At 50.9% G+C, this 18,963-nt stretch carries 17 protein-coding genes; 7 read left to right on the forward strand and 10 right to left on the reverse strand.

Features of this window, described 5'->3' with window-relative positions; genetic code table 11:
- Positions 1-161 precede the first annotated feature (161 nt).
- The 3 genes from PsAD37_RS29340 to PsAD37_RS25615 all read right to left on the reverse strand — a co-directional run bounded on the left by PsAD37_RS29340 (position 162) and on the right by PsAD37_RS25615 (position 2,981).
- Positions 162-482, reverse strand: coding sequence for a hypothetical protein (locus PsAD37_RS29340; protein ID WP_063298486.1), 321 nt, complete (start codon positions 480-482; stop codon positions 162-164).
- 532 nt (positions 483-1,014) lie between these two features.
- Positions 1,015-1,962 (reverse strand): IS110 family transposase, encoded by a 948-nt coding sequence (locus PsAD37_RS25610; protein ID WP_063298487.1) that lies wholly within the window; start codon positions 1,960-1,962, stop codon positions 1,015-1,017.
- Between the two features lie 305 nt (positions 1,963-2,267).
- Positions 2,268-2,981 carry a hypothetical protein gene (locus tag PsAD37_RS25615; RefSeq protein ID WP_063298488.1) on the reverse strand — a complete coding sequence of 238 codons (714 nt, stop codon included), beginning with the start codon at positions 2,979-2,981 and terminating at the stop codon, positions 2,268-2,270.
- A 308-nt stretch (positions 2,982-3,289) separates the two neighbouring features.
- Here PsAD37_RS25615 and PsAD37_RS25620 point away from each other — a divergent pair, with 308 nt between their 5' ends.
- Both PsAD37_RS25620 and PsAD37_RS25625 read left to right on the forward strand, forming a co-directional pair.
- A complete protein-coding gene (locus PsAD37_RS25620) occupies positions 3,290-4,288 on the forward strand; it encodes a hypothetical protein (RefSeq protein ID WP_063298489.1) in 999 nt (332 codons plus the stop codon).
- A 3-nt stretch (positions 4,289-4,291) separates the two neighbouring features.
- Positions 4,292-5,326, forward strand: coding sequence for a peptidoglycan -binding protein (locus PsAD37_RS25625; protein WP_063298490.1), 1,035 nt, complete (start codon positions 4,292-4,294; stop codon positions 5,324-5,326).
- 445 nt (positions 5,327-5,771) lie between these two features.
- On the opposite strand, the gene PsAD37_RS25630 is transcribed toward PsAD37_RS25625, so the two are convergent.
- A complete protein-coding gene (locus tag PsAD37_RS25630; protein ID WP_063298491.1) occupies positions 5,772-6,881 on the reverse strand; it encodes an NADH:flavin oxidoreductase in 1,110 nt (369 codons plus the stop codon).
- A 97-nt stretch (positions 6,882-6,978) separates the two neighbouring features.
- Between PsAD37_RS25630 and PsAD37_RS25635 the strand changes: the two genes are divergently transcribed.
- Positions 6,979-7,881, forward strand: a complete 903-nt coding sequence (locus tag PsAD37_RS25635) for a LysR family transcriptional regulator (RefSeq protein ID WP_063298492.1) — start codon at positions 6,979-6,981, stop codon at positions 7,879-7,881.
- 470 nt (positions 7,882-8,351) lie between these two features.
- On the opposite strand, the gene PsAD37_RS25645 is transcribed toward PsAD37_RS25635, so the two are convergent.
- The 3 genes from PsAD37_RS25645 to PsAD37_RS25660 all read right to left on the reverse strand — a co-directional run bounded on the left by PsAD37_RS25645 (position 8,352) and on the right by PsAD37_RS25660 (position 11,304).
- Positions 8,352-8,594, reverse strand: a complete 243-nt coding sequence (locus tag PsAD37_RS25645) for a hypothetical protein (protein ID WP_063298493.1) — start codon at positions 8,592-8,594, stop codon at positions 8,352-8,354.
- A 797-nt stretch (positions 8,595-9,391) separates the two neighbouring features.
- A complete protein-coding gene (locus tag PsAD37_RS25655) occupies positions 9,392-10,111 on the reverse strand; it encodes a DUF1013 domain-containing protein (protein WP_057462016.1) in 720 nt (239 codons plus the stop codon).
- 185 nt (positions 10,112-10,296) lie between these two features.
- The gene (locus PsAD37_RS25660; RefSeq protein ID WP_084408122.1) at positions 10,297-11,304 is read right to left on the reverse strand and encodes an NAD(P)H-quinone oxidoreductase; all 1,008 of its coding nucleotides are present in this window, start codon (positions 11,302-11,304) and stop codon (positions 10,297-10,299) included.
- Positions 11,305-11,469: 165 nt separating this feature from the next.
- Between PsAD37_RS25660 and PsAD37_RS25665 the strand changes: the two genes are divergently transcribed.
- Positions 11,470-11,664, forward strand: coding sequence for a DUF1192 domain-containing protein (locus tag PsAD37_RS25665; RefSeq protein ID WP_063298495.1), 195 nt, complete (start codon positions 11,470-11,472; stop codon positions 11,662-11,664).
- A gap of 444 nt (positions 11,665-12,108) precedes the next feature.
- Positions 12,109-12,633 (forward strand): DUF1465 family protein, encoded by a 525-nt coding sequence (locus PsAD37_RS25670; RefSeq protein WP_063298496.1) that lies wholly within the window; start codon positions 12,109-12,111, stop codon positions 12,631-12,633.
- A gap of 117 nt (positions 12,634-12,750) precedes the next feature.
- Here PsAD37_RS25670 and rpmE read toward each other — a convergent pair whose 3' ends face one another.
- A complete protein-coding gene (rpmE, locus tag PsAD37_RS25675) occupies positions 12,751-12,975 on the reverse strand; it encodes a 50S ribosomal protein L31 (protein WP_008551475.1) in 225 nt (74 codons plus the stop codon).
- A 262-nt stretch (positions 12,976-13,237) separates the two neighbouring features.
- On the opposite strand from rpmE, the gene PsAD37_RS25680 reads away from it, so the two are divergent.
- On the forward strand, positions 13,238-15,040 hold the full coding sequence (locus PsAD37_RS25680) for an ABC transporter transmembrane domain-containing protein (protein ID WP_208992089.1): 1,803 nt from the start codon (positions 13,238-13,240) through the stop codon (positions 15,038-15,040).
- Positions 15,041-15,143: 103 nt separating this feature from the next.
- Here PsAD37_RS25680 and PsAD37_RS25685 read toward each other — a convergent pair whose 3' ends face one another.
- Together PsAD37_RS25685 and PsAD37_RS25690 are read right to left on the reverse strand one after the other, a co-directional pair.
- Positions 15,144-15,935, reverse strand: a complete 792-nt coding sequence (locus tag PsAD37_RS25685; protein WP_063298497.1) for an SDR family NAD(P)-dependent oxidoreductase — start codon at positions 15,933-15,935, stop codon at positions 15,144-15,146.
- A gap of 102 nt (positions 15,936-16,037) precedes the next feature.
- Positions 16,038-17,951 carry a propionyl-CoA synthetase gene (locus PsAD37_RS25690; RefSeq protein ID WP_063298498.1) on the reverse strand — a complete coding sequence of 638 codons (1,914 nt, stop codon included), beginning with the start codon at positions 17,949-17,951 and terminating at the stop codon, positions 16,038-16,040.
- Between the two features lie 203 nt (positions 17,952-18,154).
- Here PsAD37_RS25690 and PsAD37_RS25695 point away from each other — a divergent pair, with 203 nt between their 5' ends.
- Positions 18,155-18,913: a sulfite exporter TauE/SafE family protein gene (locus tag PsAD37_RS25695; protein ID WP_063298499.1), complete on the forward strand. Its 759-nt coding sequence runs from the start codon at positions 18,155-18,157 to the stop codon at positions 18,911-18,913.
- Positions 18,914-18,963: the final 50 nt, after the last annotated feature.

Raw genomic sequence — 18,963 nt, forward strand, 5'->3', positions numbered from 1 at the left:
CGCAGACCAGCAGGACACCCATTGAGGGCTGAGCAAGGGTGTATATGCGTATCGCCGAAAAGTGACATCCGGTTTTCGGATAAAGATACGCAAAAGCAGTTCAACGAACAGGTGAACAGCTTTTGCAACCCGTCCTTCAGGTGCCGATCACAGTGATCGGATCAGGAAGGCACTGTCAGGTTTATTGGCTGCGGATGAGCGACACCGCTCCCGGCGAATCCCCGCAAAGCACCCGCTGGCTTCGTGTGGAGATGCGCTTTGGATAGTGTTCCGCAAGCCTGTTCTAAAGCCTCCAGGCACTCTCGAAAGGCATAATGCAAAGTGAGCAAAGCATCCCGCCCACTCGGTTCCTGCATCCTCTCACACAGCACAAGCTGCTGAATATACGCAAGGTTCTGCAAGTCCGAGACAGCAATGGCTACTTCGTCAATTTCATTCTGAAGAGTATTTGTGGCGCTACACGCGCATGCGGATTCGGTCATATTCAAAGCCTCGTTGTTGGCTATTGAAGGACCGCAAGACAAACGAGCTTTCGACGGCCCGCTGGCGAGCGGGAGATTCGAAACCTGACAACGACAGGCGAGTTTATTCCCTCCCGAAGGAGGTGTTGTATTCACCGCCCTCCCGCTCATAGCAAAGGCTTCGCGCGCTTAGATAAAAGCACAAAAATCCGCCAATTACGGGAGCGGATACCGCACTGAGAGGTTTCAAAGCCTCACAAATGAATGTGGAATGAATCACGCACCTTGCCAAACTGCAACTTCTAGCAAGTGTGCGTAACGAGAGGATTGTCATCCCCCTGCATCACCACTAACCCACCGCCGTCATCCCGCGCAAACGAAGTGCGACGCGGGAACCAGAGCCCCACGCGCAAACCTCACAATACGGCTCTGGATACCGAAACAGCGCTACGCTTGTCCGGCATGACGATAGGGACATAGCTCTCAGGCTACAACAACAGACATTGCCTCGCTAACAAACTGCCGACTGTCAACAACGCCCCCCACGGTGTCATCAACTCATTGCAGTAATTTTGTCTCTCATTCTTGCATTTAGGATGACGATTATCTTTCTCATGAGGGCTGATATGGCGACAATGGGCTTCTTGCCATTTGCAGTAAGACGTTGATAGAAATCACGAAGTAGCCCGCTAAGGCGAGAGGCACATAAGGCGGCCATGAACAGGTTCTTGCGTACTTCTGGCCGTCCACCACGCATCTTCCGATATCCTCGCAATGTACCGCTGTCATTTGGATGCGGCGCAAGTCCTGCCAGAGAAGCAGCCTGTCGGCGTGTGAGGGATCCCAGTTCCGGCATGGTTGCCAATAAAGCAATGGCCGTGCGCGGTCCGACACCGGGTAAGGATTGATACACCACCATTCGCTCAGACAGATCCGTATTGTTCTGAATAAGGCTCTCGATCAGCTGGTCGAGCCGTTCAAGCTGGCGCCTGATGCAGGCCAGGACAATCTTGCAGGAGTGTTTGACACTGGCACATCCGGGAGCCTGAACCCTGTTCTTTTCCGCCACCTGAATATCCATCAGATCCTGACGACGGGCCACCAGTGCAGCAAGATCACTTTGATGTTTATCACTCAACTCATAAAGAGGTAGGCCCCGCCAACGGTCAGCTCCATAGGCAGCAAGTGCCTTAGCATCGATACCATCGGTTTTGCCAAGGCGGACGAAAGACCTTGCGAAGGCTTTGACTTTCAGCGTGTCAGCACGGTGGCATGCAATCTGCGCTGCACATAACTCACTGACCAACAGGGCCTCATAGCCACCGGTGGGCTCTAGCACCACCAATGTATCTGGCCTCAATTGTGCCAACAGTTGACGAATGGAGCGAGAGGCATTGGCAATCACCTGGACTGTCTGTTTGCCATGCTCACACAATGCCAGCGTATCTTTTGAAACATCAATGCCGATAACACAGGAAGGAATGGTTTTAAGAAAGGTCATAGGAGTGATACCCTGATCGTGCTTCGGATTGTTTGCGGGCGTGCAAGCAGCGGCCCAATCAACTCTCCAAGCGGGAAAAGGAAGCGGCAGAGAGCCTTGATGACAGCGGGTGAAAGCCCGATCCCGGCTCGGACGCCTGCCACTGGTCTCCCGGAATTGCGGTTCGGGAGACCAACTCCACCCTAACACACACACCCACTAACAATCCCGGGCGAAGCATAGCGAAGATCCGGGATCTATATTCACACCAGTCACGACCTTTACGATCTACTTTGGGTATCATTCTAAAACTTCGCGAGTGCAGCTTAAATTTGCTCATTCGCTCCCATGTTAAGCAATGCGTTCTCCAATGGGTACGGAACTTTTCCGTACCCATTCTTCTTCCTCCTGGCCCAGTCAAAGAGAGAGCAAACAGACGAATAAACAGACGCGATCTCTTCAACGTCAGACAACAAAGAGTACCCCCAATCATCAGTTTGCATCATCATGCTTGAAGCACGTGTATGCATTGATTGAATGCTGCTGAAGATTTGCACTGCTTTTGCTTGTTCTACGCTGTAAAAAACGACCGCTTGTGCCAACTTATCGGCACTGTCTCTCGGAAAATCAGGCACTCTAAAATTAGCTTCTCTGATTAGCTCATGGCTTACCAAACATGATAAAGTCGGCTCTCTCTGATCATGAGCAAGCACCCAAAGATCTTGATAGGCATTAAATAACGCTTCCAAATATAAGCAAATATCAGAAAGATAAAACGAAGACATTGAGCGCTTCGCCTCTGCCTCTCGTTTAGATCGAACCCGTTCAAGAAACAAAGCGATGAGAGCAGCGGCAACAGCACCAAAGGCCGCAAAAATCGTCCCAAAGGCAGAGACATAATCTACCCATGGGTAGTTTTTGAAGGTTACATGCAATGCATAGCCATCAAGGAGTTGCAAATACACAATCCCTACAATGATCATCATCCAAAATATGTAACCAGATGCGATTGCAAATATGACCCAGGCTAATAAGCGCATTGAAAATCCATCAAAATAGTAACTAACCGAGTTTTACAGGATGTTTCTGCGTAACAACTACCCTGTGCTCCAACAAAATGCACAACTCCCCCACCATGACCACATCCCGTCCAAAACACGGCAGCACGCGCACAAAAATACGATTTATTTAAAAACTTACGCTTTTCTTGCCCAATCGCAGCGATTTGCGGTTTCCTATTAACCGGAAATCGCGTTATCTAAAGACATCATTAACTTTAAAGCGGGTTCTGCTTGATTGGTCTGACCAGACAAAGAGAAGCCGCTTTGCTTTAGATGTACGCAGGATAATGGCACGCGACTACGATCCCTACAGTCTGTCGAGCCCACAGGTTTACCTGTGGCGCATGATTATTTTTCTGGTTCTGGCAGGCTTCATTGCCTTTGTCCTGATCGGGCAAATCACAGCAGCCTTCATGGCAAACCCCGCATTGAACGGCCTGATCGTAGGCGTCGCAGCACTGGGTATACTTCTGTCGTTCAGGCAGGTCCTGCGAATTTTCCCGGAAGTATCATGGGTTAACGGCTTCCGCCTCGGCGATCCACGCCTAGAGGTACGCCGCCCGCCTATCCTTCTGGCGCCAATGGCAACCCTGCTTGGCAACAAAGCAGGCGACATGACCATCTCGCCAACCACCATGCGCTCCATGCTCGATTCCATCGGCATGCGTTTGGATGAATCCCGCGAGATCTCACGTTACCTCACCCGCTTGCTCATCTTCCTCGGTCTGGTCGGTACCTTCTGGGGCCTGATGCAAACCGTAAGCGCCGTGGCAACCACCGTCAGCACGCTGAATGCAGCAGGCGGCGATGCCAACGTACTGTTTGAAGATCTGGTCTCTGGCATCACCGCACAGATGACCGGCCTCGGCATCGCGTTCTCCTCCTCCTTGCTTGGTCTGACCGGTTCCCTCGTTCTGGGCTTCCTCGACCTGCAGGCAGGACAGGCCCAAAACCGCTTCTATCAGGAGCTGGAAGACTGGCTCTCCACCCTGACGGATATCGATCCCGATGAGCTGGGCAACGGCACATCTGCTGATATGGCGGCAGACCTGCGCGTCACCCTCGACAAACTGCGCAAGTCTATGGAAACAAAAGGCGCTGAGCCGGATGACAATTCCAACGCCGCCATGAGCAAACTGGCAGAAGGCATTCAGGGCCTTGTCCAGCACGTGCGTTCCGAGCAGAAGATGATGCGCGAATGGGCTGAGGCCCAGTCCATGCAACAGCGCCGGATTGAACGCTTCCTGAAAACGCTCACCGCAGAGGTAGAGCGGGAGAAGGAATAAAGCATGGCTGGTGTACGCACACGCAGGTCTCAAAACAACTCAGAGGATTACTGGCCGGGTTTCGTGGATGCCATGTCCGCACTCCTGCTGGTGTTCATCTTCCTGCTCTCCATCTTCATGATTGCGCAGTTCTTCCTCAGCCAGCAGCTGTCTGGCCGGGATAAGGTGCTCAACCGCCTCAACCACCAAATCGCAGAGCTCACAGAGCTGCTGGCGCTGGAAAAGGCGAGTGTTGGAGATCTGGAATCCACTATCTCCTCCCTGCAATTGGGGCTGGATCAGACAGCAAGTGAACGGGATCGTCTTCAGGGCCTGCTCAACGAACGGTCCGGCCAGATTGACGAGGCAGGTGGCGCACTGGCATCCCTGCGTGCAAAGCTGGAAGGCGAACAACAGATCAGCGATAAGGCTCTGGCACAGGTAGAGCTGCTCAACCAGCAAATCAGCGCCCTGCGTCGCCAGATCGCTGTGCTGGAAGACGCACTGGACGCCTCAGAAACACGTGACAGAGAAAGCCAGACCCGCATTGCAGACCTTGGCAAGCGGCTCAACGTCGCCCTCGCCCAGCGTGTACAGGAACTGTCACGCTACCGCTCAGACTTCTTTGGCCGCCTGCGCGAAATCCTCGCCCAGCGTTCTGATATTGAAGTTGTTGGTGACCGCTTTGTGTTCCAGTCCGAGGTGCTGTTCTCCTCAGGTGATGATGAGGTCAACCCGCAGGGCAAAAACCAGCTGGATATCCTCGCAAGCGCCATTTTGGAACTTGAGGGACAAATCCCGTCAGAGATCAACTGGGTCCTGCGCGTGGACGGCCACACAGATGCCCGCCCACTCTCCGGCACCGGTCGCCTGCGCGACAACTGGGAACTCTCAGCCGCCCGTGCAATCTCGGTGGTCAAATACCTCATTGCCAGAGGCGTAGAACCAGACCGCCTGGTCGCCGCCGGCTTCGGCGAGTTCCAACCCCTCGAAGAAGGCACCAGCACCGAAGCCAACGCCAAAAACCGCCGCATCGAGCTAAAGCTCACACAGCGGTAGGGGCTGAAAAAACTTGAGAATGAAACAGCCGTTTGAAATCATCCTCAAGCGCCTGTTTTTTTGTTCATTGAAATAGATTTTATTGATGCAAAACTGCCGCCCCTCAGGGCCACTGAACAACCGATGTACGAATAAAGCCGTCATTCGCTGCGTCCTAAAAGTTCTGCTCAGCAAGTTGAATCTGCAGCGTGGAGGGCCTAAGAGGTCATCGGAGTACTTCTCGCTGAGGTTGAAACAGGCACACTCTAAGGCTTCTACACTCACCCTCATGAGTGATCTGGAATTACCCAGCTGACCGAAAACGACTTGTTACACCCGCTAAGACCGATGGTATTGCGTATGGCCATTAAGCCATTTTAGTTGGAATTATATTATCCTCAATCCTGGACTAAGGAACTGACGGCACCCCTCTTGTGGAGAGATGCCGTAAAGAGAATGTTCTAAACTAGATTTCGGCACGGGCAGAAAAGTAAGCATTCGCTGTCTCTAGATCAGCCAGAGGCGTGAACATTTCAAAATCAAACGGACGCCGTGCTTCGTTCTTTTGCAATTTCACAGGCCAATTCTGCGTAACAAGCGCGTCTTTACCAATCGCCACAAAATCACACTCATCTTGCAGGATCATTTTTTGTGCGATTGCAGGATCACCTAGGCCGCCATTCGCTATGACAGGTAAACCGGTAAGATTTTTTGCATGTGCAGCTAAAGACGCTCCATGTTGAAATGCCGAGGCCTGAGCAACAAATTCTGTAGTGTGTACGTAATCAGCACCACTCGCTTCAACCGCCTCGAAGATAACCTTAGCGTCGTCTCTTTGTCCTGCCCATTTGTGCTCGAAGTCGTTGACCTTGCTCTGTGATAGACGTACGCCAACCGTAAAGTCGCCCCCGACAGCATCCCGAACAGCTTCTAGAACCTCGCATGTCAGTCGTGCGCGTTCAAATATGCCTTGGCCGTATTGGTCACCACGCTGGTTTGCGTAATCGGTTAGGAACTGATCCAAAAGATAGCCGTTGGCACTGTGAATCTCGACCCCGTCTGCACCGGCCTCCTGAGCACGTTTAGCCGAGTCTGCAAAACCGCAAATTGCAGTCTTAATCTCAGAAACCGTCATTTCAGAAGGGGTAGGATACATACCAGAACCCCGATAGAACTCCATTTGATGACCTTTAGGCTGTACGGGGGAAGGGCCACGTGTCTCATTAGAGAAGCGATTAAATTGTGACAGGGCACCAGCATGCATTAATTGCATAATTATTTTTGCGCCTGTTGCCTTCACGCCTTTGATTAACTCAGCCCAACTTGCGGCTTGCGTTTTATCAGTGATCCCCGGCTGGAACTGGTATCCCTGACTAAAGTGTTGGTCAGTGTAGACACCCTCGGTAATGATTGCTCCAAAGCCGCCCTTGCCAAATCTCTCATAATACGGCTGCATAAGAGGGCCAACGCAGCCTGAAGCACTTGCACTGACGCGCGTCATTGGAGCGACAAGAGTTCGGTTGCGTAGCTCTAGCTTCCCAAGTTTTGCGCTTTCGAATAACTGAGAGTAGGTCATGGTATCTCCGTTTGCTGGTAGTCAATCGGGTATACCTCTTCCTGCTAGTATGTTAATTGGATGCAATGACTAATCACCTTTTCCAATTCGTTATATAATGACAAGCGAGAACCTATCAGATCTACTCGGTATTTTTCGGGTTGTTGTTGATTCTGGAAGCTTTTCAGCTGCCGGACGCATTCTCAATATCTCACCTGCCTGGGTTGCCAAGCAAGTTACCCGGTTAGAGGCTGTTTTAGGCGCTAGCTTATTGATCCGTTCAACCCGTGCTTTGCGTCTTACAGACGCCGGGCAGGAATGCTACCGAACCGCAAGTATTGTTGCCGATGAGCTGACATGGTTGAAGGACAAGCTTTGTGCAGACTCGAAGGCCATTACGGGCGTTGTACGGCTCAATGTGCCCTCAATAATTGCTCAAGATGTTATAGCTGAGCACATTTCTGAGTTTCAGATGAAATATCCGAGCATAAAACTGGACATAGTTGTATCTGATAGCTTTTCTGATGTCTTGAATGAGGATGTAGATATCATTTTTAGGGTCTCCAGAGCCCTTGAAGACAGCACAGCTGTTACACAGCAAGTTTCGTTTGTGCCACGAGTACTTTGCGCCTCAAAAGACTACCTTTCCCGTACTCCAAAAATTGAAACAAGCCATGACGTGAAAGGCCATAAAGCTCTTGTGTTCGATAGCCCGCAGAGTTCTTCTGAGTGGTTTTTGCGCTGTCGCGAGGGGCAGGAGTGGATTGCGCCAAACGTCGTGCTGCGCGCCAATAATAGTTTTGTTTTAAAACGAGCAGCGATCAGCGGCGCGGGTATCGCTTTTCTGCCTAAAGTGATTGTAGAAAGTGAACTAATAACTGGTCAGCTGATCCATTTAGACCAAATAGAAGATGCTGACCCCTTTAAATTGTTCTTACTGCGCGCGCCCAGAAAACATCTTCCCAAGCGTGTTCAAATTGCATGGCGCTTTTTTGCCCAAGCTTGCAAAGACAAAACATAATGGGTGTAGCGCAGCGGTTCTGTATAGGTGGTTGATGGCCTATGGTTGTGATGGAATAGATGCTTCACCTACAACACTCTCAGGTCAAATTGACTTATTTATCCCTTAAGTACTGACGTCACACACTCATTGATCGTTTTTGTACTAGCACCATAAGCACGACAATGCTTTATGTTAGCTTCAACACAATGATAAGGTAGACTAAATCAATGGCAGATCGTTTTGAACGCCACCGCCAAGCGTGGACCCCTGAGGAAATTCGGAAGCTGCATTTGCTGGCGACAAAGGGGATGAGTTTAAAGGCCATAGCCAAAGCTCTCACGCGTTCTGAAGAATCCACCAAGAATAGAGCGAAGCAAGAAAAACTGAAGATCTCAAAAGCCCGCTGACTTCTTACGCTCAGGCTTTCACAAAAGATACTTTCTTGCCAGCCTCCGCCAAATTGATACGCAAAGCCCACCTCACTGCGCTCACGGACACTTTCTTCCCTCAATCCGGCTATCACACACCTTCACACCGGACAGATAACACGCCCACTTCACAATCTCTGCCTTACCCACCTTTGAGCGCCAGGACTTGATGACAAAGTAGGTGCTGTCATTGCCCAGCAAAGCTTTGGTCAGCACTGTCTCACTTTTGGAAGCTGGCGTGGTGGTGCAGCTGGTAAGGAAGAGGCCAAACTCGTAGCCATTCTCACGCTCCTTTCCTGGCAAGCGCTCTTCTTGTGTCTTACAGAAACTCCTATAAACTTACGAGGAACTTAGGAGGACCAGCGAGCGCCATGTCAGCACAAAAGTATATCAAGTTCATGTTCCTATCCGAGTTAGCGATAGCGCATGCTTTTTCAGCTTACCTAAAGGCTCGGCGCACACGGAAGAAAAAACAACCTCAGGTCCGCGAGCCGAATATTAACTGCGAGAATGGCAACGCAACACAGGCAACAAGTAGCAAGCGCGATAGTACGACTAGCATCGATACCGACTTAGATCTGCCTTCTAAACAGATTTAGGGCGCAGTTTTGAACTCGTCGGGTAGTACATATGAGGCTTAGGTTTTAGCGTTGGTTAAAATCGTTGCATTGATGGATGCAGATATTGTGATCCAGATTAAAAACAAACGATCCTTATTACAGCTTTGAAAGCGTTAGCCTCGCTACGAACACACACTCAAGCCAGACAAAATCACAAGCCATATTGAAGTTATAGCATAACCCTTAGCAACGGGAATAACTTCCCCGGTAGCAGTTAGCTGCATTCTACCAGCGAAAACTCAGCCCCCGTCCAGTCTGAAGCCAATCAACACAGCAACGCGGCCAGAACGTAAAAAACGCAAAATAACGCAAAGTTTCACATAGCAACGCAAACACGAAAAAAGCCGCTCCCCAACAGGCAGCGGCTTTTCATGTTATCCAACAAAGGCAGGGCAAGCTCTTTTAGAGTTATGCCCCTTCCAAGCGCGTTCCATTTGATTGAGTTCAATCAAATGATAAGAATTCGCTCTAAAGACGCTCTTAGCGCTCGTCTTCGTCCTCATCGCTGTCACCAGTGGATTTGAAGTTCGCGAACACAGCATCTGCATCCACGGCTTCTTCAACTTCACGGGTCTTCGGCGCAGGTGTCGCAAACGCAGCAGCCATTGCTTCTTCGCTTGTTGTTTCATCAACAGGCAGAAGGGATTGCGGCTCTTCACCCTCAATCGGTTTCGGAGCGTTCTTCGCAGCTTTCTCAACTTCGATGTCCAGCTCTATCTGAGAACTCAAACCCAGAGTGACCGGATCCATCGGATCAAGATGCGCAGAGTTCCAATGCGTTCTCGTACGGATTGCTTCAATCGTCGGCTTGGTTGTGCCAACAAGACGCATGATCTGAGCATCAAGCAGCTCAGGATGGTAACGTACAAGCCACAAAATTGCGTTCGGGCGATCCTGTCGACGCGAAACAGGGGTGTAACGAGGACCTTTGCGCTTGTTCTCAGGAACACGCACTTTGGACTCGAAAATCTGCATACGGTAGCGCGGATCGTTCGACGCTTTTTCAATTTCGTCACGGGTCAGCTGACCAGCCAGAACAGGGTCCATACCCTTGATGCCCTGAGCAGCTTCACCATCAGCGATCGCCTTCACTTCAAGCGGATGCAGCTTACAAAACGCAGCAATCTGATCAAAGCCAAGAGCGGTGTTATCTACCAACCATACGGCTGTTGCCTTTGGCATAAGCGGCGCGTTGGACATTGTATAAATCCCTCCTGAGTGCTCCACAGCCTAATCAAAGGTGGCGAAGCCGAATTCCATAAGAGTTTTTGGGAAACTTGAGCGCACTATACGCTCACATTTTCCCAAAAGCAAACCAGATCAACACGGGCCTCCACCATCTTTAGGAAACCTGTGAGAATTCAAAACCGGCCTATGCACTTTCCCTAGCCAACCTTGAGGATGATCTTTCCGGTATGGCCGGAACCTTCCATCCTGTCATGCGCGGCCTTTACATCGCTGATATCAAAGACCTTATCCAGAACCACCTTGACGCGGCTGGTTTCCAGCAATGGCCAGACCTTCTCACGAAGAGCATCAGCGATCTGACCTTTATACGCGTTGGTCCGTGGCCGCAGTGTTGAACCGGTGTGCGTCAGCCGCTTCATCATTAATCGGCTAAAGTTGACATTTTCCGAAGGTCCATGAAGCGTCGCAATCTGGCAGATACGCCCGTCAACCGCTGCAACAATCCAGTTCTTCTCAACGTAATCACCGCCAACCATATCAAGGATCACTTCAACCCCCTGCTTAGCTGTGATGTTACCAATCTCTTTCACAAAATCGGTCGTCCGGTAGTTGATCACATAGTCCGCCCCAAGCTCGCGAACCGCCTGAGCTTTTTCATCAGACCCAACCGTTGTAAACACCTCAGCACCGAAGGCCTTTGCCAACTGAATGGCTGTTGTCCCGATCCCGGAAGACCCGCCATGAACAAGGAACTTCTCACCAGACTGAAGCCCCAAACGGTCAAAAACATTAGACCACACCGTAAAGAAGGTCTCTGGAATGCCAGCGGCTTCCTCCATAGATATCCCCGCCGGCACATGCAAAACATGCGCAGCAGGCGCAACACAATACTGCGCATACCCACCACCCGGCGTCAGCGCACAAACCCGCCCCCCTAAGCTCTGAGAAGCAACACCTTCTCCCAACTCCACAATTTCACCGGAAACTTCCAATCCCAGCAAAGGAGAAGCCCCGGGAGGTGGCGGATATGCTCCCGTCCGCTGAATGACATCCGGTCGATTGACACCCGCAGCATGAACCTTGATCAGAACCTCACCCACACCAGGCCTAGGTACATCAACCTCTGCAATTTCAAGAACTTCCGAACCCCCGACGCCATTCATAACAACGGCTTTCATTTGTGCTGAACGATCATCTACTGTCATAAGCTGCCTCGATTTTTGCAAATAGCGAAACTGCTGCTTGCTCACCTTCTCAATTAGGTAAAGAATAGTTGGCAACAAGTGCCCGTCTACCCCACCAAAGGTGAATTCTCGCTTTTGTGATGAAGAGAATACCCCAAAGGCCAACACAAGGAGTTCATAAACGCTATGGGTTTATTCAATGATGATGACACACCTCGCCCAGCAACCTCCGGGGTAATGGTGGGAAAGCCCCTCACGAACCTTTCAATCCACGAATTAAATGAGCGTCTTGAGCAGCTTAAGGCAGAGATCGTGCGCGTTGAGAATGAGATCGAAACAAAATCAAGCGCCAACTCATCAGCTGAAAGCTTCTTTAAGTAATCAAACAAAGTTTAAAACAAAAACTTACTCAAATTCATATAAATGCAAGCTACAAATTGCAAATAAATTAATTGGATACTTATAGTTTACCTATAGTTAACCATTTTAAATTAGAACCTAGTTATTCCAGTTGATCTGGAACCAGAGTGAACATTCACTCTGCTTGACGCCTCCCTGTTAAAACACCTCAGAGCCGCACCGATGCGGCTCTTTTTTTTCTGCTCAGGCAACACCCAATCACGGTTTAATCACTCTATTCACAACCATGAGTTGGCACGGGCTTTGCTCCGCTCAGATTGAAGTAAGATCTCTTGCTCCATTTCGAGACAGTTTTATTCTTTCCAAAAGGCTCACATCAATTTTCGAGCCGTAATTGTTTCAGACTGGGATTTTAAAGGACGCGAGTGAGAGAAACCTAACGCAGTTATTGAAGGGATTTTTAAGATGGGTGAATTCAAAACTGAAACAGGGCCAGAGAACACCTTCAACTTTGCGCAACGGCTCATGTCCTCCCAAAACTTCACGGAGCTTTTCCGCGAAGGCATGGGCCTTATTGAAGACACTGCATCCTATCTTGATGGTCCGGGAAGGAAACAGAGCAAAGCTCTTGGCTCCGCCGCGTCTCTCGCCTACGCAACCGAGTCCATGCGCCTCACCACACGCCTCATGCAGATGGCATCTTGGCTTCTGCTGCAACGGGCAGTCAATGATGGTGAGATTGTACAAGCAGAAGCTCAGAATGAGAAAAACAAGATCCGCGTCGATAATGCGACCAAGGAAATGCAGAACCCGGCCTGGCCAGACCTGCCTGAAACACTTCGCACCCTGATCGAGACCTCATTCCATCTGCAAAGACGCATCAAGCACGTCGATAGCATGCTCAAGGAGGAGCTCCTGCGCAAGCAAGCGGCAAACACCTCCAATCCAGTGGGTGATCAGCTCTCTCAAATCACAGCAGCGTTTAAATAGCCTGATAAGTTTCGCTAGCGTCGAACTCCGCTAGCAACCCTGCGCACTCCTCAAACGCGCACAAAAAAACCCGAAGCAAACGCTTCGGGTTTTTTAATTTCGCAAACTTCAGAGCAATTATTTGCCCAGGAAGCCACCAAACTTGTTGGTGAAGCGGGACACGCGACCGCCACGGTCCATGAGCTGACGGTCACCACCAGTCCATGCTGGGTGGGAGCTCGGATCGATGTCGAGCTGCAGGGTGTCACCTTCTTTACCGTAAGTAGAACGGGTGGTGAATTCGGAACCATCAACGAGTTTTACAGTGATGGTGTGGTAATCTGGATGAATGTCCTGTTTCATGACTAAACTGTCCTGTCAGCAACGGCTGAGCCGCCTCAATCAAAAGATGGGCTTAGGGCTGGCCTGAAGCATCGGTAGAAAGAAGCCGCACTTTTCCAAGAACGGCACAATTGTGAAGGGGTCTATACCCCATCCAAACCGAGGAAACAAGAGGGTACAGCCCGCAGAAAACCAGAGAAAGCGCTTGCAATTAAAACTATCGGGACACATCTACTGCATCATACGATAAACTTAAATGATTTCGCAGATATCCGGGGGTGGCATGAGCCAGCGGGACTCAAACAATCGGGAAAAGACCTTGCGTCCACTCGCAACACTTTTCCCTTATCTTTTAAGGCACAAAGCCCGTCTGGTTCTGGCAACCTTTGCTCTGCTGGCGGCAGCTGGCCTCACTTTGGTACTGCCAATTGCCGTCCGCTACATGGTTGACTACGGTTTTACCGGCGACAACCCCAACTTGATTGACGACTATTTCATTGTCATTATTTTTGTAATCGCACTGCTCGCTCTCACCAGCTCTCTTCGTTACTACATGGTCATGATGATTGGTGAGCGAGTCGTGGCAGATCTGCGATCAGATGTGTTCCGTCACCTCACATACTTGTCTCCTTCGTTTTACGACAAGACGAAGTCCGGTGAGATCATTTCGCGCCTGACAGCCGATACGACCCTCATTCAGTCAGCTTTCGGAGCCAGTGCATCTATTGCCTTGCGACACCTGCTGATGTTCACTGGCTCAACAACCCTGATGGTCATCACCAGCCCGCGCCTCTCCTTGTTTGTGCTGCTTGCAATCCCACTCATTGTCTTGCCTCTGCTTGGCTTTGGCCGTGCGGTTCGCAACAGAACCAGCCATGCACAATCCACTCTGGCAAATGCAATTGCTTACGCAACAGAAGCGCTTGGTTCCATTCGCACACTGCAGGCTTTCACCAATGAAAAGAGCGTTTCAGACAGGTTTGCAGGAGATATCGAGACAACCTACGAAGTCGCTCTCATTGCCACCCGCGCTCGCGCATTCCTGATTGCTACAATCATCCTGATCATCGCCTCAAGCATTGTGGCAGTACTCTGGGTCGGCGCACTGGACGTGATTGATGGCCGTATGAGTGGCGGTCAGCTCACACAGTTCCTCATTTATTCCATCATTGCTGCCGGGGCTATGAGCGAACTCTCTCAGGTATGGGGCGAACTGGCAAAAGCCGCTGGTGCAGCAGACCGCATTACAGGACTGTTGCATGTCCCATCCGAAATCAATGCACCAACCAATCCAGTCGTTCTCCCCTCTCCTGCCATTGGCGAGCTCGAGTTTGATGATGTCGACTTCCATTACCCAACAGCAAAAGAAGCTGGCGTCCTGGAGGGTTTGAACCTCTCCGTCAAGAAGGGCGAAACAGTTGCGATTGTCGGCCCGAGTGGCGCTGGCAAGTCCACGCTGTTCCAGCTCTTGATGCGATATTACGATCCGGTTGCAGGTAAAGTCACACTCGACGGCATCGAGCTTAACTCTGCTGATCCACGAGACTTACGCGAGCACATCGCTCTGGTCCCTCAGGACACCGCTATTTTCGGTAGCTCAATTGCAGAGAACATCGCATTTGGCAAAGAGGTCGCGTCCAGAGAGCAAATTGTTGAAGCTGCAAAGTTCGCGTTGGCTGATGACTTCATCAACAACATGAAAAACGGTTATGACACACTCATTGGCGAGCGCGGGGTAACTCTCTCAGGAGGCCAACGACAGCGGATCGCGATCGCTCGTGCCATTCTGAAAGACGCCCCTGTTTTGCTGCTGGACGAAGCCACCAGCGCACTGGATGCCGAAAGCGAGACCATTGTTCAAAAAGCGCTCGATAAGCTTATGGAAGGCCGGACCACGCTGATTATCGCACACCGTCTGGCAACGGTCCTCAAAGCAGATCGTATCGTTGTGATGGACGGTGGGAAGATCGTGGAAGAAGGCACCCACAACACACTGGTCGCTCAGAACGGCCTTTATGCAAAACTCGCCAGAATGCAGTTTGAGATTGGAGCAGAAGCGCTCAACTCTCAGGAAAAAGCAAGCTAGGGCGCACTCCCGAAAAGCGTTTCTGGTTTTCAGACAAAAACACTCATAAAAAAGCCGCGCTTTCATCAAGCGCGGCTTATTCAATTCTATCTATCTGCGAAGCTTACTCAGGCTCACTCACATCCACTGTATAGTTCAGCGGCATGCGCGCACCATCAGCATAAATGGTCTGCCCGGAAACATAACTCGCATCTTCTGAAGCGAGGAACGCAGCAATGCTAGCCACTTCAGCAGGTTGTCCCAAACGGCCAAGCGGAGTCCGGGAAAGAACCGTTTCCATCTTGCTCGCATCCTGCACAACGCTCTTGAGCATCTGTGTCTCAATGGAGCCAGGCCCAATACCGTTCACACGAATGCCGTGCTTTGCCAACGCCACAGCCGAAACGTGCGTCAGCTGGTTCAAGCCACCCTTGGAGATCGTATAAGGAACCTGATCAGGGATCGCCAGAACACTGTTTACGGAGCTGATATTGATGATTGAGCCAGCAGAACCGCCCTCTTCAACTTTCTCAACCATATGCCGTGCAACAGCTTGAGAGCACAGGAATGCACCCTTCAAGTTGACACGTAAAACCCGGTCAAAATCATCTTCAGAAAGCTGAAGAAAATCACCAGCTGCTGTAATGCCAGCGTTATTAACCAGCACATCAATGTCGCCAAACTCATCCAGAGTGTTTGCAACCATATTGCGCACATCAAGGCGAACGCTGACGTCGCAATGGCAGAACGCCACATGCCCAAACTCGGAAAGAGCTTCCTGAGCCGCTTCACCGGCCCGCTCATCGGAGTCGGAGATCATGACTTTGGCGCCATCTTGCAAAAAACGCTGCGCAATAGCGTAGCCGATGCCTTGAGCGCCACCGGTTACAATCGCAACTTTCTTCTCTAGTTTCACTTTGAAGTTACCTCTGGCAATGCCGAAATTTCGCCGACCATAATCTCAAAGCCTAAACATGTCGATGCACTTCTCCAGTAAAACTGCTTAGCTCCTCTGAATTTAGCTAACAGATGCCACTCCGCGAACAGAGATCGCTTCAGCAATTTCCTCGAGAATAGCAGGATCATCAATTGTTGCTGGCATCTTGAACTCTTCACCATCTGCAATCTTCCGCATGGTCGCTCGAAGGATCTTGCCAGACCGCGTTTTGGGAAGGCGCTCAACGGTAATCGCCAGCTTAAAGGCAGCAACAGGACCAACCTTTTCACGCACCAGAGCAACCAGCTCTTTCTCAATCACAGCAGTTTGTTTTTCAACACCACTCTTCAGAACGACAAAACCACATGGCAACTGGCCCTTGAGATTGTCGGCAATCCCGATCACGGCACACTCAGCCACATCCGGGTGCTCAGAAAGAACTTCCTCCATGCCACCCGTAGACAAGCGGTGCCCAGCCACGTTGATAATGTCATCGGTACGAGCCATGATGAAGAGATAGCCGTCATCATCCATAAGACCAGCATCTGCCGTCTTGTAATAGCCGGGGAACTCTGTGAGATACGCTTCCTTGAACCGGTCATCAGCATTCCAAAGTGTTGGCAGCGATCCCGGTGGCATCGGCAGTTTCACGACAATGTTGCCAAGTTCACCCGCTCCAAGCTCATTACCTTCGTCGTCCAGCACATGCATATCATATCCCGGCATCGGGACAGTGGAACTGCCCAGCTTGATGGGCAGCTTACCAAGGCCAAGAGGGTTACCAGCGATGCACCAGCCAGTCTCTGTCTGCCACCAATGATCGATGACAGGTACACCGAGCAGGTTCTCTGCCCACAAAATGGTATCTGGATCGGCTCGCTCTCCCGCAAGGAACAGCGACCGCAGCCCAGCAATGCTGTACTTCGCCAGCTCCTTACCTTCCGGATCTTCTTTCTTGATCGCCCGGAAAGCGGTCGGCGCAGTGAACAGCGAAACCACGGAATGCTCTGAGATCACCCGCCAGAACGCGCCAGCATCCGGTGTTCCAACCGGCTTACCTTCATAAAGAATAGTCGCGGCCCCATGAAGCAGCGGCGCATAAACTATGTAAGAGTGGCCAACCACCCAGCCCACATCAGACGCAGCCCAGAACACTTCACCCGGATCAATGCCGTAAAGGTTCTCCATAGACCACTTGAGCGCAACCATGTGCCCGCCGTTGTCACGCACCACACCTTTCGGCTGTCCGGTCGTACCAGAAGTATAGAGCACGTAAAGTGGATCAGTCGCAGCAACAGGAACACATTCAGTGGTCATCTTCTCTGCCACCGCAGTTTCCATCAGCTCGCCCAGATCAAAGTCACGGCCTTCAAAGAGGCCAGCAACCTTTTGCTCGCGTTGCTGAATAAAACAGAAATCAGGTTTATGAGAGGACAGTTCAATGGCGCGATCCAGCAGCGGCTTATATTCAACCACACGCCCCGGCTCGATGCCGCAAGACGCACTGATGATAGCTTGAGGCTTACAATCTTCAATACGAACAGCAAGCTCTTGAGCCGCAAAACCGCCAAATACAACAGAGTGGATCGCACCAAGCCGCGCGCAGGCGAGCATTGCAAACGTCGCTTCAGGGATCATGGGCATATAGATCAGCACCATAGTGCCTTTTTCAACGCCCTTCTCACGCAGCAGCGCAGCCATGGCGCCCACTTGCTCCTGCACTTCAAGATACGTGTAGGTGCGCTTCTCACCAGTCACAGCACTGTCGTAGATGATCGCTGGCTGTCCTGGGCGGCCATGCTCTACGTGGCGATCAACACAGTTGTAGCAGGTGTTGCACTCACCGCCGACAAACCATCGTCCATATGTTCCTTGCGAAGCATCGAATGTCTTGGTGTAGGGCGAGAACCAGTCAATGCCCTTAGCAGCTTCATCCCAGAAGGCTTCTTTGTTTTCTTTCCATCCATTGTAGATGTCGTGGTATCGGCTCGTCATAGCTGCTCTCCTCCTATGCACCCCTGCATAGTACCTGTCCACAGGTTCGGCTAAGACTGGGCCCTGAATGCCCTAAAGGCAAGTTTTGCTATATTAGAAAATCGGCTTATAACTAAAGATGACCCTATAGTTTTCAACCCGCCTATTTCTTAGTTTCCTCTTAAATAAAAAGGACTTGCCTGCACCACTGCGGGAAACAAATCATGCTGCCAATTACTGATCCCTTCTTCTACCTCTGTGCAATACCCGCTGTTTTCATTGTTGGCATGGCCAAAGGAGGATTCGGAGGCGGCCTCGCCCTTGTCGGTGTGCCGCTTATGTCATTGGCAATTCCACCTGTGCAGGCAGCAGGAATACTCCTCCCGATCTTGCTAGTCATGGATGCAGTCGGTCTTATCTCTTACCGGGCCATCTTTTGCAGGAAAACACTGGCCATTCTCATACCAGCTGGCCTGACAGGAACCCTGATCGGCTATTTCGCTGCAGCCTACATCTCTGAAACCCACATCAGACTGGTCACTGGTGCAATCGCTTTGGTCTTTGTGCTCGATTATTGGTTCAACAACAAAGCCAACAAACCGCCAAAGCCTCAGAATGTGCTTTTAGGAGGGTTCTGGGGCACTGTTTCTGGTGTCACCAGTTTCATCGCACACGCAGGCGGCGCCCCTTTTCAGATGTATGTCCTGCCACTCAGACTGGCACCACCAGTCATGGCAGGCACCGCGGTTATCTTCTTTTCGGTCGTAAATTTCTCAAAAGTGCTGCCTTACTTCGCCCTTGGCCAGTTTGACGCCAAGAACATCGCAACATCTCTTGTATTGCTCCCGCTTGCCCCTCTGGCGACATTGGCGGGAATCAAGATCGTAAAACACATCAACAAAGTGCTGTTCTACAAGATCACGTATACAGCCCTGTTTGTTATCGCACTCAAACTGATTTGGGATGGCGCATCAGGTTTCTAATGCGATGCAGAAATAGAACAAAGCGCAAGCCAGCAGCTAGCTCACTCAAT

It is taken from the genome of Pseudovibrio sp. Ad37 (genome assembly GCF_001623075.1).
Taxonomy (GTDB): Bacteria; Pseudomonadota; Alphaproteobacteria; order Rhizobiales; family Stappiaceae; genus Pseudovibrio.

Coding starts and splice junctions, on each gene's coding strand:
- PsAD37_RS29340 (WP_063298486.1), bottom strand. CDS start 482: ATGACCGAATCCGCATGCGCGTGTAGCGCCACAAATACTCTTCAGAAT.
- PsAD37_RS25610 (WP_063298487.1), bottom strand. CDS start 1,962: ATGACCTTTCTTAAAACCATTCCTTCCTGTGTTATCGGCATTGATGTT.
- PsAD37_RS25615 (WP_063298488.1), bottom strand. CDS start 2,981: ATGCGCTTATTAGCCTGGGTCATATTTGCAATCGCATCTGGTTACATA.
- PsAD37_RS25620 (WP_063298489.1), top strand. CDS start 3,290: ATGGCACGCGACTACGATCCCTACAGTCTGTCGAGCCCACAGGTTTAC.
- PsAD37_RS25625 (WP_063298490.1), top strand. CDS start 4,292: ATGGCTGGTGTACGCACACGCAGGTCTCAAAACAACTCAGAGGATTAC.
- PsAD37_RS25630 (WP_063298491.1), bottom strand. CDS start 6,881: ATGACCTACTCTCAGTTATTCGAAAGCGCAAAACTTGGGAAGCTAGAG.
- PsAD37_RS25635 (WP_063298492.1), top strand. CDS start 6,979: ATGACAAGCGAGAACCTATCAGATCTACTCGGTATTTTTCGGGTTGTT.
- PsAD37_RS25655 (WP_057462016.1), bottom strand. CDS start 10,111: ATGTCCAACGCGCCGCTTATGCCAAAGGCAACAGCCGTATGGTTGGTA.
- PsAD37_RS25660 (WP_084408122.1), bottom strand. CDS start 11,304: ATGACAGTAGATGATCGTTCAGCACAAATGAAAGCCGTTGTTATGAAT.
- PsAD37_RS25665 (WP_063298495.1), top strand. CDS start 11,470: ATGGGTTTATTCAATGATGATGACACACCTCGCCCAGCAACCTCCGGG.
- PsAD37_RS25670 (WP_063298496.1), top strand. CDS start 12,109: ATGGGTGAATTCAAAACTGAAACAGGGCCAGAGAACACCTTCAACTTT.
- rpmE (WP_008551475.1), bottom strand. CDS start 12,975: ATGAAACAGGACATTCATCCAGATTACCACACCATCACTGTAAAACTC.
- PsAD37_RS25680 (WP_208992089.1), top strand. CDS start 13,238: ATGAGCCAGCGGGACTCAAACAATCGGGAAAAGACCTTGCGTCCACTC.
- PsAD37_RS25690 (WP_063298498.1), bottom strand. CDS start 17,951: ATGACGAGCCGATACCACGACATCTACAATGGATGGAAAGAAAACAAA.
- PsAD37_RS25695 (WP_063298499.1), top strand. CDS start 18,155: ATGCTGCCAATTACTGATCCCTTCTTCTACCTCTGTGCAATACCCGCT.